The sequence below is a fragment of the Cryobacterium sp. TMT2-10 genome, from assembly GCF_004403075.1.
GTDB classification, from domain to species: Bacteria; Actinomycetota; Actinomycetes; order Actinomycetales; family Microbacteriaceae; genus Cryobacterium; species Cryobacterium shii.
Genome location: NZ_SOGW01000005.1, coordinates 24,786 through 39,603, shown reverse-complemented (window position 1 = coordinate 39,603; position 14,818 = coordinate 24,786). Strand labels below are relative to the sequence as shown.

11 protein-coding genes are annotated in these 14,818 nt (G+C 67.6%); 4 read left to right on the top strand and 7 right to left on the bottom strand.

What is annotated here, in order from left to right; genetic code table 11:
* The first annotated feature begins 19 nt into the window (after positions 1-19).
* Complete coding sequence (locus E3T37_RS00445) at positions 20-3,055, top strand: bifunctional [glutamine synthetase] adenylyltransferase/[glutamine synthetase]-adenylyl-L-tyrosine phosphorylase (RefSeq protein WP_134364893.1); 3,036 nt, start codon at positions 20-22, stop codon at positions 3,053-3,055.
* Between the two features lie 76 nt (positions 3,056-3,131).
* On the opposite strand, the gene glnA is transcribed toward E3T37_RS00445, so the two are convergent.
* A complete protein-coding gene (glnA, locus tag E3T37_RS00440) occupies positions 3,132-4,556 on the bottom strand; it encodes a type I glutamate--ammonia ligase (protein WP_134364892.1) in 1,425 nt (474 codons plus the stop codon).
* 161 nt (positions 4,557-4,717) lie between these two features.
* On the opposite strand from glnA, the gene E3T37_RS00435 reads away from it, so the two are divergent.
* On the top strand, positions 4,718-5,161 hold the full coding sequence (locus E3T37_RS00435; protein WP_241975902.1) for an RDD family protein: 444 nt from the start codon (positions 4,718-4,720) through the stop codon (positions 5,159-5,161).
* Here the strand turns inward: E3T37_RS00435 and E3T37_RS00430 are convergent.
* From E3T37_RS00430 to lipB, 3 genes are read right to left on the bottom strand one after another with little or no spacing between them, the layout of a single operon-like run.
* Complete coding sequence (locus E3T37_RS00430; RefSeq protein WP_134364891.1) at positions 5,158-5,868, bottom strand: DUF4191 domain-containing protein; 711 nt, start codon at positions 5,866-5,868, stop codon at positions 5,158-5,160. The two genes, E3T37_RS00435 and E3T37_RS00430, sit on opposite strands and share 4 nt — an antisense overlap.
* A gap of 47 nt (positions 5,869-5,915) precedes the next feature.
* Positions 5,916-6,905: a lipoyl synthase gene (gene lipA, locus E3T37_RS00425; RefSeq protein WP_134364890.1), complete on the bottom strand. Its 990-nt coding sequence runs from the start codon at positions 6,903-6,905 to the stop codon at positions 5,916-5,918.
* Positions 6,902-7,537 (bottom strand): lipoyl(octanoyl) transferase LipB, encoded by a 636-nt coding sequence (gene lipB, locus E3T37_RS00420; RefSeq protein ID WP_134364889.1) that lies wholly within the window; start codon positions 7,535-7,537, stop codon positions 6,902-6,904. Before lipB ends, lipA begins: the two co-directional genes overlap by 4 nt.
* Positions 7,538-7,644: 107 nt before the next feature.
* Between lipB and E3T37_RS00415 the strand changes: the two genes are divergently transcribed.
* A complete protein-coding gene (locus tag E3T37_RS00415) occupies positions 7,645-9,237 on the top strand; it encodes a hypothetical protein (RefSeq protein WP_134364888.1) in 1,593 nt (530 codons plus the stop codon).
* Between the two features lie 19 nt (positions 9,238-9,256).
* Here the strand turns inward: E3T37_RS00415 and E3T37_RS00410 are convergent, their stop codons facing one another.
* The 3 genes from E3T37_RS00410 to E3T37_RS00400 form a co-directional block, all read right to left on the bottom strand.
* Positions 9,257-10,699 carry a 2-oxo acid dehydrogenase subunit E2 gene (locus tag E3T37_RS00410; RefSeq protein WP_134364887.1) on the bottom strand — a complete coding sequence of 481 codons (1,443 nt, stop codon included), beginning with the start codon at positions 10,697-10,699 and terminating at the stop codon, positions 9,257-9,259.
* Positions 10,700-10,768: 69 nt separating this feature from the next.
* Positions 10,769-12,139 (bottom strand): dihydrolipoyl dehydrogenase, encoded by a 1,371-nt coding sequence (gene lpdA / locus E3T37_RS00405; protein WP_134364886.1) that lies wholly within the window; start codon positions 12,137-12,139, stop codon positions 10,769-10,771.
* Positions 12,140-12,239: 100 nt separating this feature from the next.
* A complete protein-coding gene (locus tag E3T37_RS00400) occupies positions 12,240-13,727 on the bottom strand; it encodes a leucyl aminopeptidase (protein WP_134364885.1) in 1,488 nt (495 codons plus the stop codon).
* Between the two features lie 107 nt (positions 13,728-13,834).
* On the opposite strand from E3T37_RS00400, the gene E3T37_RS00395 reads away from it, so the two are divergent.
* Positions 13,835-14,758: a proteasome assembly chaperone family protein gene (locus E3T37_RS00395; RefSeq protein ID WP_134364884.1), complete on the top strand. Its 924-nt coding sequence runs from the start codon at positions 13,835-13,837 to the stop codon at positions 14,756-14,758.
* Positions 14,759-14,818: the final 60 nt, after the last annotated feature.

The following is a 14,818-nucleotide window of genomic DNA, read 5'->3' as shown; positions in this document are numbered from 1 at the left end:
CGCCCCGGGAACGGAACTCATGGCGCGGGAAATACTCACTCTCACCGAGCTTGCTCGGGTGGGTTTCGTCGAGCTGAGCGAGGTGCGCCTGCGGCTCATGGAGGTAGGCGAACTGGGCGGTCCGGAGCCGACAGTGCTGCTGCCCCTTCTGACCAGGACAGCGAACCCGGACGCCGCCCTCGGTTCCCTGGTCGAGCTCCTGCGCCAGTCGCCGGACGAGTCGCATGCCATCCTCGGCCACGCCGACTCGGCGTTGAGGCTGGTGCGCGTCCTCGGGGCCTCGAGCGGCCTGGCTGAGTTCTTCCTGCGACGCCCGGAGGAGCTCGCGGTCCTCGCCAGGCCCCTGGCGAGGTTGCCGGGTGCGTCCGAACTGACCGCCGACCTGCTGGACTCCGTCGGCAGCCATGATGGCTTCGCCACCCTCGTCGACGACGACGGGTGGGTGGCGCTGCGGGTTCGCTACCGCCGCCGGCTGGCCGAGTTGGCCGCCTTCGACCTGGAGCAGGCCGATCCCGTCGCGGGGCTCGACGGGATCGCACGCACCCTCGCCGACCTCGCGGCTGCCGCCCTGGAAGCGTCCCTGGCCGTCGCGCGCAGCATGTCCAGCGGTCTCGCCCCCGCCCGCGGCGTGTTCCCGGCGGACGAGGTTCGGGCCACCCGGCTGGCCATCATCGGCATGGGCAAGGCCGGAGCCGGCGAACTGAACTACGTGAGCGATGTGGACGTGATCTTCGTCGCTGAGGGTGACCCCGAGGCGGGGCTGGAGTCGCCGCGGGCCGTCGACATCGCCACCCGGCTCGCCATCCTCGTGATGCGGGGCCTGAACCAGCCGTCGCTCGAGCCCGAACTCTGGGAGGTAGACCCGAACCTCCGTCCGGAAGGAAAATCCGGAGCACTCGTCCGCTCCCTCGAGTCTCACCTGGCGTACTACGACCGGTGGGCCAAGAGCTGGGAATTCCAGGCGCTGCTCAAGGCTCGCCCGCTGGCGGGCGATCTCGGCCTCGGCGGCCGTTACGTCGAGGCGGTGGCCCCGAAGGTGTGGACCAGCGCCAGCCGGGAGAACTTCGTCGATTCCGTGCAGCGGATGCGTGAACGGGTGACAAAGAACATCCCGGACGACGAAGTTGCCGTGCAACTCAAGCTCGGCCCCGGAGGACTGCGCGATATTGAGTTCACCGTGCAGTTGCTGCAGCTGGTGCACGGGCAGACCGACCCGGACGTGCGTCAGGCCGGAACCCTCCCCGCTCTGACGGCGCTGGTGGACAGCGGCTACGTGGGACGGGCTGAGGCGGCCGAGTTCGCGCAGGACTACCGGATCCTGCGCCTGATGGAACATCGGCTGCAGCTGGAGAAGTTGCGCCGCACCCATCTCGTGCCCCGCGATGAGGCGAGTCTGCGCGTGCTGGCCCGGGCCACGGGTCTCGCACCGAACGCCGCACAGCTCACCGACCGGTGGGCCCAGGTCAAGCATCGAGTCCGGGGACTGCACGAACGACTGTTCTACCGCCCATTGCTCTCCGCCGTGGCCGCGCTCCCGGCCGACGGTCTCAACCTGACCAGTGCGCAGGCTGAAGCCCGGCTGGCGGCCATCGGCTTCCGCAACACCGCGGGCGCCCTGGCCCACATCGCCGCTCTCACCGGCGGTGTGTCCCGCCGGGCGGCGATCCAGCGGCATCTGCTGCCCGTTCTGCTGCAGTGGTTCTCGGAGGGCGCCGACCCGGATTACGGTCTGCTGGCCTTCCGCCGCTTGAGCGACAGCCTCGGCACGACCTACTGGTTCCTGCGTATGCTGCGCGACTCGTCCGGGGCGGCCGAACGCCTGACCCGGGTGTTGTCCTCGTCACGGTTCGTCGGGGAGCTGCTCGAGACGATCCCCGAGTCGGTGGCCTGGCTGGAGGACGAAGACGACCTGCGCCCCCGTAGTGTGGCGACCCTCCACGAGGAGGCGCGCGCCGTGCTGGCCCGGCATGAGAGCCCCGATGCCGCCGCGTCCATCCTGCGCACGGCCCGGCGCCGGGAGATGTTGCGACTGGCTTCCTCGGCCGTCCTGGGCCAGATCAGTATCGAGGCCCTCGCGACCGGACTCACCGACGTGACCGCCACCATCATCCAGGGGGTTCTCGCCGCCATCCGGGGCACGCCCCTGGGGGGCGCGCCGGAGGGGTCGGCCGCTGACGGGATCGAATTCGCCGTGATCGGGATGGGACGATTCGGCGGGGCCGAACTGGGCTTCGGATCGGACGCCGACGTGATGTACGTCTTCCGGCCCGGGACCCTGACCGGCGAGGCCGCGCACGACCGGGCGAAGTTCATCGTGCGCGAATTGGCCCGGCTGACCGACGACAACCGGCTGCCCCTCGATCTCGACCTCGGGCTGCGCCCGGAGGGCAAGAACGGCTCCGTGGCCCGCTCCCTCGAATCCTACGAGGCGTACTACCGCCGTTGGTCGCTCACCTGGGAGGCGCAGGCTCTGCTCCGGGGCAGGGGAGTGGCGGGCGATTCGCGGCTGCTCGCCGACTTCGAGACGGTGGCCGACTCGGTCCGGTATCCCGCCGCGATCAGCGAACAGGCTGTCCGGGAAGTCAAGCGAATCAAGGCGCGGGTGGAGAGCGAGAGGCTGCCCCAGGGGGCGGACCCCAACCGGCACCTGAAACTCGGACGCGGCTCACTGAGCGACGTGGAGTGGTTCGTGCAGCTGCTGCAGCTGCAGCATGCGGCGGCCATCCCGGCGTTGCGCACGACATCGACGCTGGGTGCCCTTCGCGCCGCGGCCGACGCCGACCTGGTCAGCGACGCGGATGCCGAGACATTGACGGTGGCGTGGAAGTTCGCGTCCCGATGCAGGTCCGCCATCACCCTGTGGACCAACAAGACGTCCGATGTGCTGCCGACTGACCGGGCTCAGCTCGAGGGGGTCGCCCGGGTGATGCAGTACCCGCCGGGCTCCGCCAACCAGCTCGAAGAGGAGTATCTGTCCCTGACGCGGCGGGCCCGCGCCGTATTCGAGCGCAGGTTCTACGGGCCCGCGGAGCGGGCCGGCCCCTTCGGCGGCTGAGCGCCGGGCCCGGAACCTGAAAGGACCGCATCCCCGAGGGGGTGCGGTCCTTTCAGGTTGCGGGCGGTTCTGCGTTTTAGACGCCGTAGTAGAGCTCGAACTCGAACGGGTGCGGGCGCTGGGCGAGCGGCTTGATTTCCATCTCCCGCTTGTAGCCGATCCAGGTTTCAATCAGTTCGGGAGTGAACACGTTTCCGGCGAGCAGGAAGTCGTGGTCGTTCTCGAGGGCCACGAGGGCCTCTTCGAGGGAAGCGGGAACCTGCGGGATGTTCTTCGCTTCTTCGGGCGGCAGCTCGTAGAGGTCCTTGTCGACCGGCTCGTGCGGTTCGATCCGGTTCTTGATCCCGTCCAGGCCGGCCATCAGCTGGGCGGCGAAGGCGAGGTACGGGTTGCCCGAGGCATCCGGAGCGCGGAATTCGATGCGCTTGGCCTTCGGGTTGGTGCCGGTGATCGGGATCCGGATCGACGCGGAGCGGTTTCCGGCCGAGTAGACCAGGTTGACCGGAGCTTCGAAGCCCGGGACCAGGCGGTGGTAGGAATTCACGCTCGGGTTCGTGAAGGCGAGCACTGCCGGGGCGTGCTTGAGCAGGCCGCCGATGTACCAGCGGGCCACGTCGGACAGCCCGCCGTAGCCGGCCTCGTCGTAGAAGAGCGGCTTGCCGTCGGCCCAGAGGGACTGGTGGGTGTGCATGCCGGATCCGTTGTCGCCGAACAGCGGCTTCGGCATGAAGGTGGCGGTCTTGCCCCACTCGGCCGAGGTGTTCTTGACGATGTACTTGAACTTGAGCAAATCGTCGGCCGCGTGCACCATGGTGTCGAAGCGGTAGTTGATCTCGCCCTGGCCGCCGGTGCCCACCTCGTGGTGGCTGCGCTCGAGGATGAGGCCGGCGTCGATCAGCTTGAGGCAGATGTCGTCGCGGAGGTCGGCGTGCTGGTCGACGGGGCTGACCGGGAAATAGCCGCCCTTGAACGGCGTCTTGTTGGCGAGGTTTCCGCCCACTTCTTTCTTGCCCGAGTTCCAGGCGCCTTCACTGGAGTCGACGGAGTAGAAGCTGGAGTGCTGGTTCACTTCGTAACGCACGTCGTCGAAGATGTAGAACTCGGCTTCGGGAGCGAAGAAGGCGGTGTCGGCGATGCCGGTCGAGGCGAGGTACTTCTCGGCTTTCTTGGCGACCTGGCGGGGGTCCTTGGAGTAGATCTCACCGTTGCGCGGGTTGTAGATGTCGAACAGCATGATGAGCGTGCGCTCGGTGCGGAACGCGTCGATGTAGGCGGTGGTGACGTCGGGGATCAGCTGCATGTCGGATTCGTGGATCGACGCGAAACCGCGGATCGAGGAACCATCGAACATCTGGCCGACCGTGAAGAACTCCTCATCGACGGTCGACGCGGGGATGTTGAAGTGCTGCTGCACACCCGGCAAATCGGTGAAACGAATGTCAAGGAACTTGACGTCGGTATCCTTGATGAATTTGAGCACTTCTGACGAATCGCGGAACATGCGGTTTTACTCCAAACGACGTGGGCGTTGATCTCTGAACAGTTGATCTCTGAAAAAGTCGCGCACTGCGGCTCAATTGAGGCTAGTGGGATGGGATTACCCGGCAGTGACGCTTATGTTTCACACATGTTACAGCCGAGGCTGGTCGGTAGACTCATCGCGTGTCTGCAGCCTCCTCGAAATCGATCCCTTTCGGACAGCTTCCTCCCAGCAAATGGCCGGGGGAGCGCCTGGGCTTGCCCGACCAGGGCAGCCAGTCGGTCGGCCGGGTGGGACGAAGGATCGCAGCCCTCGCGATCGACCAGGTCCTGGCCATGGCCGCCGCGTTCGCGCTCTTCGACTACACGTTCCTGGACTACAACGGATTCGTCGTCACCGGAGTCTTCGTGGCCTTGCAGATCGTATTCATCCCGACCCTCGGCGGAAGCATCGGACACCGTCTCGTGGGGCTCCGGGTGGTTTCGCTGCGCGGAGGCTGGGTCGGGCTCTGGCGCCCGGTCGTTCGTGCCGTGCTGCTCGGCCTCGCCTTTCCTGCGCTGGTCTGGGACTCCGACCAACGCGGGTTTCACGACAAGGTGGCGGGCACCGTACTGATTCGCAGCTAGTTTCCGCGCTGCGGACGCGCCTTCATCGGGTCGACACCCTTGGGGATCGGCAGCTTCTTCGTCATCGAAGTGAGGCGGTTGTTCACGGCGAGGACTTCGGCCTTGGTCAGGGTCGGCTTGATTTTGGTCAGGCGACGGGCGAGCTTGTGCAGCGGCACGGCGTCGGCGTCAGGTCCAACCGAGATCACGGTGACGGCGATGCTGCCGCCCAGTCGCGTGACCATGCGGCGTTCTTCTTCGAGCATCCGGGCCGTGCGGGTGCGCGGTCCTTCGCTGATCAGGACGACTCCACCACGCCCGACGGCCCGGTAGACGGCATCCTGGGTCTTCCCGTTGACGGCGACGGGCATCTCGCTGCCCACCCAGCCGCGCTTCAGCGAGGAGCGCAGGACAGCGCCGACCGCGCCGGGCTGACCCTCGATCTGCGAGTACGCCGCCTTCTCGGCCCGGCGTCCCAGGATGATGAGCATTGCCAGGACTCCGGCCAGGATCCCCGCGATCACCCAGAGGATGATCGTCAGCACGTTGCCGGGCGACAGGAGGAATCCCAGGACGAGGCTGATCGCGACCGGGATCACGAACGAGGCGATCATGAGGAGCACGATTTTCGAGTCGTACCGTCGCGTCATCTGGAACACCTGCCACATTTGCTTCAAGCGGCCAGGCTGTTTGGGGGGTTTGGGAGTCTTGTCCTTGCTGCGTGCCATGGGTCAAGACTACCGAGTCACTCGCCCGGATCGTGACCGTTTCCAGGTCATGAGACGGCCTGCGCGAAGCCCAGGGACGCATCCGCCAGCTGACGAAGCTGCGGGGGGACTTCGCGCCCGGTCGCCACCATCGACTGGGCCCAGAGCCGTCCGGCGCGGTAGGAGGATCGGACCAGGGGGCCGGACAGAACTCCGAGAAAGCCGATGGCCTCCGCCTCCTGTTTCAGCTCAACGAATTCCTCCGGCTTCACCCAGCGCGCCACGGGGAGGTGGCGGGAAGTCGGCCGCAGGTACTGCGTGATCGTGACGATGTCTGTGCCTGCATCGTGCAGGTCCTGTAGTGCCTGGCTGATCTCCTGACGTTCCTCGCCCATGCCGAGGATGAGGTTGGATTTGGTGATCAGACCGGCGTTCCGGCCCTGGCTGAGAACGTCGAGCGACCGGTCGTAGCGGAAGGCCGGGCGGATGCGCTTGAAGATCCGGGGGACCGTTTCCACGTTGTGCCCGAAGACTTCGGGCCGGGCGGAGAAGACCTCACCGAGGAATTCGGGGTTCCCCGAGAAATCCGGGACGAGGATTTCCACCCCCGTGCCCGGGCTTTGGGCATGGATCTTCCGGATGGTCTCGGCGTAGAGCCAGGAGCCCTCGTCGGCAAGGTCGTCCCGGGCGACGCCGGTGACGGTCGCGTACCGGAGGTTCATCTTGACGACGGATTCCGCCACCCGGCGAGGCTCGTCGGTGTCGTAGTCCGCGGGTTTTCCGGTGTCGATCTGGCAGAAGTCGCAGCGCCGCGTGCACTGCGATCCGCCGATCAGGAACGTGGCCTCACGGTCTTCCCAGCACTCGAAGATGTTCGGGCAGCCCGCCTCCTGGCAGACGGTGTGCAGGTTCTCGCCTTTGACCAGGTCCTGGAGTTTGCGGTACTCGGGTCCCATCTTGGCGACCGTCTTGATCCAGGCGGGCTTGCGCTCGATCGGCGTTTCCATGTTACGGATCTCGAGGCGGAGCATCTTCCGCCCCTCAGGTGCCGCGGTCATGATGCCGCCGCCAGCTCCGCCTGGAACCGGGCAGTGAGGGGGGCGACCAGTTGCGAGGTCGACACCTCGCGGCCGAGGACTCGTGACATGGTGGTGATGCCGGCATCTTTGATGCCGCAGGCGATGATGCGGCTGTACGGCTCGAGCGAGTTGCTGCAGTTGAGGGCGAAGCCGTGCATGGTCACTCCTTCCGCGACTCGGATTCCGATGGCTGCGATCTTGTCTTCCTGCCCATCGGGGCCGACCCAGACGCCGGACCGTCCCGCCACCCGGCGGCCGTCGACGCCGAAGTCGGAGAGGACGTCGATCAGAATTCCCTCGAGTCGGCGCACGTAGCCGACGACGTCGACCGGCTCCGCAAGACGCATGATCGGATAGCCCACGAGTTGCCCGGGGCCGTGCCAGGTGATCTTCCCGCCGCGGTCAGCATCGATGACGGGGGTTCCGTTCGTGGGCCGTTCCTCCGGAGCGGTGCGTTTGCCGGCGGTGTACACGGAGGGATGTTCGAGGAAGATGACGGTGTCCGGCCTCACCCCGGAGACGACGGAACGATGGACTGCGCGTTGGAGCTCTAGGCCCTCAACATACGGCACGGAGTTGGCGCTTAGCCCCGCGACGACAAAGTCGAGCATGCGACCAGTCTAGGCCAGCTTGTCCTCCCCACACCGGCCGGGACCTGGTTGCGCTCCGGGGTCCGCCCGGTGCGCCGCCGGTGCCCGTTCGGGTGCAGCATTCGGCCATGACGAGCCATGAGGAACCGATTCGGGCGAACCCCCTGACCGCCGCCGGCAGCCGCCCAGACTCGAGCGACCGCCTCACCCTGATCGCCGGTTACCGGGTGCTCCGTCGCCTTGCCTCCAGCGAGCGAGCTGACATCTACGCCGGCGTTGCCCCCTCCTGGGCGGCTTCGGGGGAGCCGCCGGAGGGCGAGATGGCCGCCCCGACCAGGACTGTCGCGTTGAAAGTCTTTCGGCCGGAAGCGGACGACGCGTCGATCGAACGGGAGATCCGAGCCCTGACCGAGACCAGCCCGGGGCGCCTCGCGGGGCTCCTGGACGTGGCGACTCTCCCGGGCGGCCGAATGTGCCTCGTACTCGAATTACTGACCGGCGGCAGCCTCGGCCGTCACCTCGCCGACGGGCGCTGGGTGGAGCCGGGAGAGGCGGTCACGATCCTGGCTCCCGTCGTGGTCGCGCTGGCGGAGCTCCAGGCGATCGGCCTCGTGCATCTCGGGCTGACCCCGGCCGTGATCCTCTTCGACTCCCGCGGTCGCCCCGTGCTGGCGGGACTCGGCGGGCTTCGGGCGTTTCCGGAACCGGGTCCTGCCCGTAGAGCGCTGACCGAGGATGCCGCGGGCTGTCTCTCCCACCTGGTGCGAATCGTGCTGGACCGGGTGGGCCCTGACCCGGAGCAGACCCATGCTGCGCGGGAACTGGCCGAATGGTTCGCCGCCGCAGCTCCGCGGGTTCCGGGCGCGACCAGGCTGGCTGACCTGGAGCGGCGCCTCTTCGCGTGGAGCGACGCCGGACCGGTGTGTCTGGGGTCAGGGGCGGAACCCGGCCACGACCCGGACAGCGCGGTCACCGTCCTGCGCCTTCGAAGCGTCGCTCCGGTCACGGGGGCGTCGCCCGCCACGGCCGGTGGCGGTGGAACCGACCGGTCTTCGAGCGCGGGCTGGGGCGGTCCGTGGTTCGCCGGGCCCGTATCAGCGGTGCGGGCGGCAGCCGGCGTCGTTCTGGCGGTCCTGGGCAGGGGCGCCGGCCGTGACAACGGCGCAGGCGTCCGGCTCTGGGCCTGGCTGCGGCCCGCGCTTCGCGCCCGGCGGGGCCCGGCACTCGCCGGGGTGGTCGTCGCGGTTCTCGTGGCCGGAGTCGCCGTTTCCGGTCTCCGGCCCGCCACGGGTGCCCGTCCGGGCGAGTCGGCCCCGGGGCCCCCGGTCGTGCCCGCTGCGAGTGTGCCGGCTTCGGCGGCCGCTCTGACGCCCTCGGACCGGGTCGCGGTGAACGGAGACGACCCGGTGACCGCCGTCCAGACGCTGCTGGGGCTGCGCGACCGGTGTCTCTCTGCGGCATCCGTTGCGTGCCTGGACGGCGCCGAACAGGCCCAGTCTTCGGCGCTGGCCGCCGACTCTCACACGGTTCACCTTGCGCAGCAGGGAGGGGCCGCGGCCGCGGCGATCGGTTTGGCATCGTGGACGCCAGTGCTCGCCTACCGAACCGGAGACGTCGCGCTGGTGACGCTGACAGCAACCGACGCACAACGAAAGCCGGCCTCGGTCCTTGTGGTCAAGGGCGAGGCCGGCTGGCGGATCAGGGAGATCTTCGACGACTAGTCAGAACCGTCGATGGGGACTAGATCCCGAGGTTGGCTTCGAAGGCTCCCGCTTCGAGACGCTGCTTCATGGTGACGAGGAAGCGTGACGCGTCAGCGCCGTCGATGATGCGGTGATCGTAGGACAGGGCCAGGAACACGGTGGAGCGGATCGCGATGGCGTCGAGCCCGTCGGTGGTGACGACGAGCGGCTTCTTGTAGACGACGCCGGTGCCCAGGATGGCGCTCTGCGGCAGGAAGACCACCGGAGTGTCGAAGAGGGCGCCGCGCGAACCGGTGTTGGTCAGGGTGAACGTACCGCCCGAGAGTTCGTCCGGCTTCAGCTTGTTGTCGCGGGTGCGCTGCGCCAGGTCGGCGATCTGGGCGGCGAATCCGGCGAGGTCCAGTTCGCCGGCGTTCCGAACGACCGGGGTAAGCAGGCCGCGCTCGGTGTCGACGGCGATGCTGATGTTCTCCTGGCTCGGGTACACAATCGTGTCGCCGTCGATCGTGGCGTTGATGATCGGGTTGGCCTGCAGCGCCTCGGCAGCAGCGAGAGCGAAGAACGGCAGGAAGGACAGCTTGTTGCCGGTCTTGGCGTGGAACTCGCCCTTGACCTTGTCCCGCAGAATCGCCACGCGGGTGACGTCGACCTCGACGACGGTGGTCAGCTGTGCCGACGACTGCATGGAGATGACGGCGCGCTCGGCGACGACCTTCCGCAGGCGGGACATCGGCTGCGTCGTGCCGCGCAGGGCGGATACTTCGACGGCCGGTGCGGCAGCGGGGACGGCGCCCGTGGTGGCACTGGCCTGAGCCAGAACGATGTCTTCCTTGCGGATGCGGCCGCCGACACCGGTGCCCTGAACGCTGGAGAGGTCGACGCCGGCCTCGTTCGCGAGCTTGCGGACGATGGGGGTGACGTAACCGGACGTTCCCGCGTGGGATCCGCGGGACGTGACGGGCTCAGCTGCCGGCGCGGCCGTCGGCGGAGCGGCAGGGGCCGCTGCCGGGGCGGCGACGGGCGACGGCGCGAACACGGGGGTCGGTGCGAACACCGGCGCTGCTGCGGGCGCTGGTACTGCTGCGGGTGCCGGTGCTTCCACGGGGGCTGGCGCTTCCACGGGTGCAGATGCTTCCACCGGTGCCGGGGCTTCGACCGGAGCAGGCTCTGCCGCGGGAGCCGGTTCTTCGACCAGGGCCGGCGCTTCGGCGACGGGGACCGCGGCAGGAGCAGCGGCGGCTGAGCCGTCTCCGATGGTGACCAGGGGCGTTCCGACCTCGACGGTCTCGTCTTCCTGGACCAGGATCGCTTCGATCACTCCGGCGATGGGGGACGGAATTTCCGTGTCCACCTTGTCGGTCGAAACTTCCAGCAGCGGCTCGTCGACTTCGACGCGGTCTCCCACGCTCTTCAGCCAGCGGGTGACCGTACCCTCTGTGACACTCTCACCGAGTGCCGGGAGGTTAACGGATTCGCTCATGCGATTGTCTCCTTCAAAGCCATTTGTCTGTAATTAGAGTTTGAGAGTCTGAATGCCGAGATTCGGCTGCTACGCGTGCAGTGGCTTGCCGGCCAGGGCCAGGAAGGCCTCGCCGAGTGCCTCGTTCTGGGTGGGGTGCGCGTGCAGGAACGGGGCGATGTCCTCCGGGTAAGCCTCCCAGTTCACTACCAGCTGACCCTCGCCGATGAGTTCGCCGACCCGGGCGCCGATCATGTGGACACCGATGATGGGGCCGTCCTTGGCCCGGACGAGCTTGATCGAACCGGCAGTGCCCAGAATCGAGCTCTTGCCGTTTCCACCCAGGTTGTACTCAACGGTGGAGATCTGGTCGGCGCCGAACTTCTCGGCCGCCTTGGCTTCCGAGTAGCCGATGGATGCAATCTCGGGGTCGCAGTAGGTGACCTTCGGGATGTTCAGGTCGTCGACGACGATCGGATTCAGTCCGGCGATTTCTTCCGCGACGAAGATGCCCTGCTGGAATCCACGGTGCGCGAGCTGCAGTCCGGGGACGATGTCGCCCACGGCGAAGACACCCGGGATGTTGGTTGCGAGGCGCTCATCGGTGAGGACGAAGCCACGATCCATGGCAACGCCGACCTCTTCGAAGCCGAGTCCGGCAGTCGCCGCGCCACGTCCGACGGCGACGAGGAGGATCTCCGCTTCGATGACGGTCCCGTTTTCCAGGGTGATGACGACGCCGTTCTCGTGCTGGGTGACGCTCTGGAACCGGACCCCGAGGGAGTACTCGATGCCGCGCTTGCGGAACGCGCGCTCCAACTGCTTGGAGATGGACTCTTCCTCGTTGGGAACCAGGTGGGGCAGCGCCTCGATGACCGTGACCTCCGCTCCGAAGGACTTCCACACACTGGCGAATTCGACGCCGATGACCCCGCCGCCGAGAATGGCGACCTTCTGGGGAACGAAGTCGAGTTCGAGCGCCTGCTCGCTGGTCATGACGCGGCCGCCGATGGCGAGTCCCGGCAGAGAGCGCGAGTAGGAGCCCGTTGCCAGGATGACGTTCTTGCCCACGATGGTGTCTGCGCCGACCTGCACGGTGTTCGGTGAGACCAGGCGGCCCTCGCCCTCGATCATGGTGATGCCGCGCGACTTGATCAGTCCCTGCAGCCCCTTGTACTTGGACGCCACGATGCCTTTGCGGAACGCGTTCACCGCGGGCATGTCGATGCCCTCGAACTGCGTCTTGACGCCGTATTTGGCGGCCTCGCGGCTGACGTCGGCCACCTCGGCCGAGTGCAGCAGCGCCTTCGTCGGGATGCAACCGACGTGCAGGCAGGTGCCCCCAAGCTTGTCCTTTTCGATCAGACCAACCGTGAGGCCCAGCTGAACGGCGCGCAATGCAGCCGCGTAACCGCCGCTTCCGCCGCCGAGAACGACAAGGTCAAAATTCTGTTCCGACACCCAGATACTCCCTTATGCATCACAACCCGATCCGCCCGACGCGAGATGACGCATCCGGGCAGGCGAAGAGTGGGCGAGCTTTCTCGCCCACTCGACTGTACTACGGGCGCGAAAAGTCCTCGGCCAGGCGCAGCAGTGTCCTGACCGAGATTCCGGTCGGGCCGGCATTCGTGAAGCCCCACGCGCTGCCGGTGTTGTGTGCCGGTCCCGCGATGTCCAGGTGCGCCCACGGGATCGTCTCCGCGGATTCGCCCACTCCGCGGGTGCCGATGAATTCCTGGAGGAAGACTCCGGCCAGGAGCATTCCGCCGTGGCTGCTGCCGATCTTGGCGTTGGCGATGTCTGCGACGTCGGAATTCAGAGTGGCGCGCAGCTCCTCGGGGAGCGGCATCGGCCATATCAGTTCGCCGACCGACTTGCCGGCGGCGAGCACGCGCTCGACGAGCGCGTCCTGCCCCATGGCGGCGTAGTACCGCGTGCCGAGGGCGACGAGGGCGGCGCCGGTCAGGGTCGCGACGTCCACGATCGCGTCCGGGCCTTCTTCTCCGGCCGCGACGAGGCCGTCGGCGAGGACCAGGCGGCCCTCGGCATCCGTGTTCAGTACCTCGACCGTGCGTCCACCGCGGATGCGCAGAACGTCGTTGGGGCGAATGGCCGACCCGGAAGGCATGTTCTCGGCGATGCAGAGCCAGGCGGTGATGCGCAGGCCCAGGCCGAGCCGGGCCGCAGCCAGAGTCACGGCGAGCACTGTGGCCGCGCCCGTCATGTCGTACTTCATGCCCACCATCGACGCCGGCGGCTTCAGGGAGAGTCCGCCGGTGTCGAACGTGATGCCCTTGCCGACGAGCGCCAGGTGCTGCGTGGCGCCTTCCGGTGAGTAGCTGACCTTGACGAGCCGGGGCGGTCGGGTTGATCCCTGGCCGACGCCGGCGATCCCGCCGAAACCGTCGGCGGCCAGTTGTTCCTCGTCCCACACGCGCACGGTGACCGGGAGGCCCGTTGCCGCCTCGACCGCGAGGCGAGCGAGCGAGTCCGGATACAGGTCTGACGGGGGCATGTTGACCAGGTCCTTGACCAGGCCGACGGCCTCGGTGATCGCGTCCACGCGGTCGACCGCGCCGTCCGCGCCGACGCCGGTGTGCACCGTGATCTCCTGAGCCGGCAGCTTCGTGGCCGCCAGCGAATTCTGACGGTAGGCGGTGAACGAATACGAACCGAGCGCTGCGCCCTCGAGTACAGCCTCGGCCCCCTCCGCCGTCAGGGTCGGGAAGGCGAATGCGACGGAGGCAACGCCGGTGAGCTGGCGAACCGCGGATCCCGCGGCATGGCGCAGGGCGTCCGCGGTGGCTTCCGTGCCGATGCCGACAATGGCGATACTGCGGGCTTTGCCGATCGATGCAGGCAGGCGGACAACCTGGTCGCGGGCGCCGGTGATGTCGAGGCTGGAAAGAATCTCCGCGAGGCCGGCGAAGGCCGGGTCGGCGTAGAGCGTTGCGGTGTCGCCCGATTGGAGCGCCCCGACGATGAGGACGTCGGCATCCGACTCGATGGCGGGTGCTGGGGACAGGGTAAGACGGGGAGCAGTCATCTTCCGATGGTACGCGGATCGTCCGCCGCGGCCGTGTTCGCTCTGGGCATCACGGCCCGAGCGTCGATTCCTCCCCGCCTCCGTTTCTGACGTTTAGAGTTAACGACATGCGTGATCCTGGTGACCTCTACGAGCTGACCGCGGACGCCGAGAACGTCCCGGAGGGGCTCCACCTCGTCGCGGGTCTGACGGGGTTCGCGGATGCCGGGGGAGCGGTGTCCCAGTTCACGGAGTACCTGCTCGGAACGCTAGAGCACACCGTCATCGCCATCTTCCACCCTGACCTCCTTCTGGACTACCGGGCCCGCCGCCCGATCATCTACTTCGATCAGGACCACCTCACCGGCTACCAGCCGCCGGCTCTCCGGCTCTACCTGGCCCGGGACGAGATCGGCCAGCCCTTCCTGCTCCTTGCCGGGTACGAACCCGACTTCCGCTGGGACCAGTTCACCGCCGCGGTACTTCAGCTGGTGCGTCGATTCACGGTGGCCTCGACCACCTGGGTGCACGCCATCCCGATGCCCGTGCCGCACACGCGTCCGATCAGAGTCACGGTCAGCGGCAACCGCTCCGACCTGATCGAGAGCATGTCGGTGTGGCGCCCGCACACGCAGGTCCCCGCGAACGCCCTGCACCTGGTCGAGTTCCGGCTCCAGGAAAGTGGCGCGACCGTCGTCGGTTTCGTTCTCCTGGTGCCCCACTATCTCGCGGACACCGAGTTCCCCGCGGCCGCACTGTCCGCACTCGAGAGCACGAGCGCGTCGACGGGTTTGATCTTCCCGACCGATCAGGTGCGCGAGCAGAATCGCGATTTCGTGGCCCGGATCGACGAGCAGGTTCACGACAACCCCGAGCTGGCCAAGCTGGTCGGCACACTCGAAGAACGCTATGACGCTTATATGGAGGGCAGCACGCTGCGTTCGCCCCTGACGGACGAGTCCGGCGAGCTCCCGAGCGCCGACGAAATCGCGGCGGAATTGGAGAATTTCCTCGCTACCCGCCGCGGCAGGGACGACGGCACACTCGCCTGACCCGACGGCGTAGGCTTCTGTCCGTCGGAGCTCGAGGAGGCCGGACCGTGCGGGAGCAGC

Coding starts and splice junctions, on each gene's coding strand:
- E3T37_RS00445 (WP_134364893.1), top strand. CDS start 20: ATGGCGCGGGAAATACTCACTCTCACCGAGCTTGCTCGGGTGGGTTTC.
- glnA (WP_134364892.1), bottom strand. CDS start 4,556: ATGTTCCGCGATTCGTCAGAAGTGCTCAAATTCATCAAGGATACCGAC.
- E3T37_RS00430 (WP_134364891.1), bottom strand. CDS start 5,868: ATGGCACGCAGCAAGGACAAGACTCCCAAACCCCCCAAACAGCCTGGC.
- lipA (WP_134364890.1), bottom strand. CDS start 6,905: ATGACCGCGGCACCTGAGGGGCGGAAGATGCTCCGCCTCGAGATCCGT.
- lipB (WP_134364889.1), bottom strand. CDS start 7,537: ATGCTCGACTTTGTCGTCGCGGGGCTAAGCGCCAACTCCGTGCCGTAT.
- E3T37_RS00415 (WP_134364888.1), top strand. CDS start 7,645: ATGACGAGCCATGAGGAACCGATTCGGGCGAACCCCCTGACCGCCGCC.
- E3T37_RS00410 (WP_134364887.1), bottom strand. CDS start 10,699: ATGAGCGAATCCGTTAACCTCCCGGCACTCGGTGAGAGTGTCACAGAG.
- E3T37_RS00400 (WP_134364885.1), bottom strand. CDS start 13,727: ATGACTGCTCCCCGTCTTACCCTGTCCCCAGCACCCGCCATCGAGTCG.
- E3T37_RS00395 (WP_134364884.1), top strand. CDS start 13,835: ATGCGTGATCCTGGTGACCTCTACGAGCTGACCGCGGACGCCGAGAAC.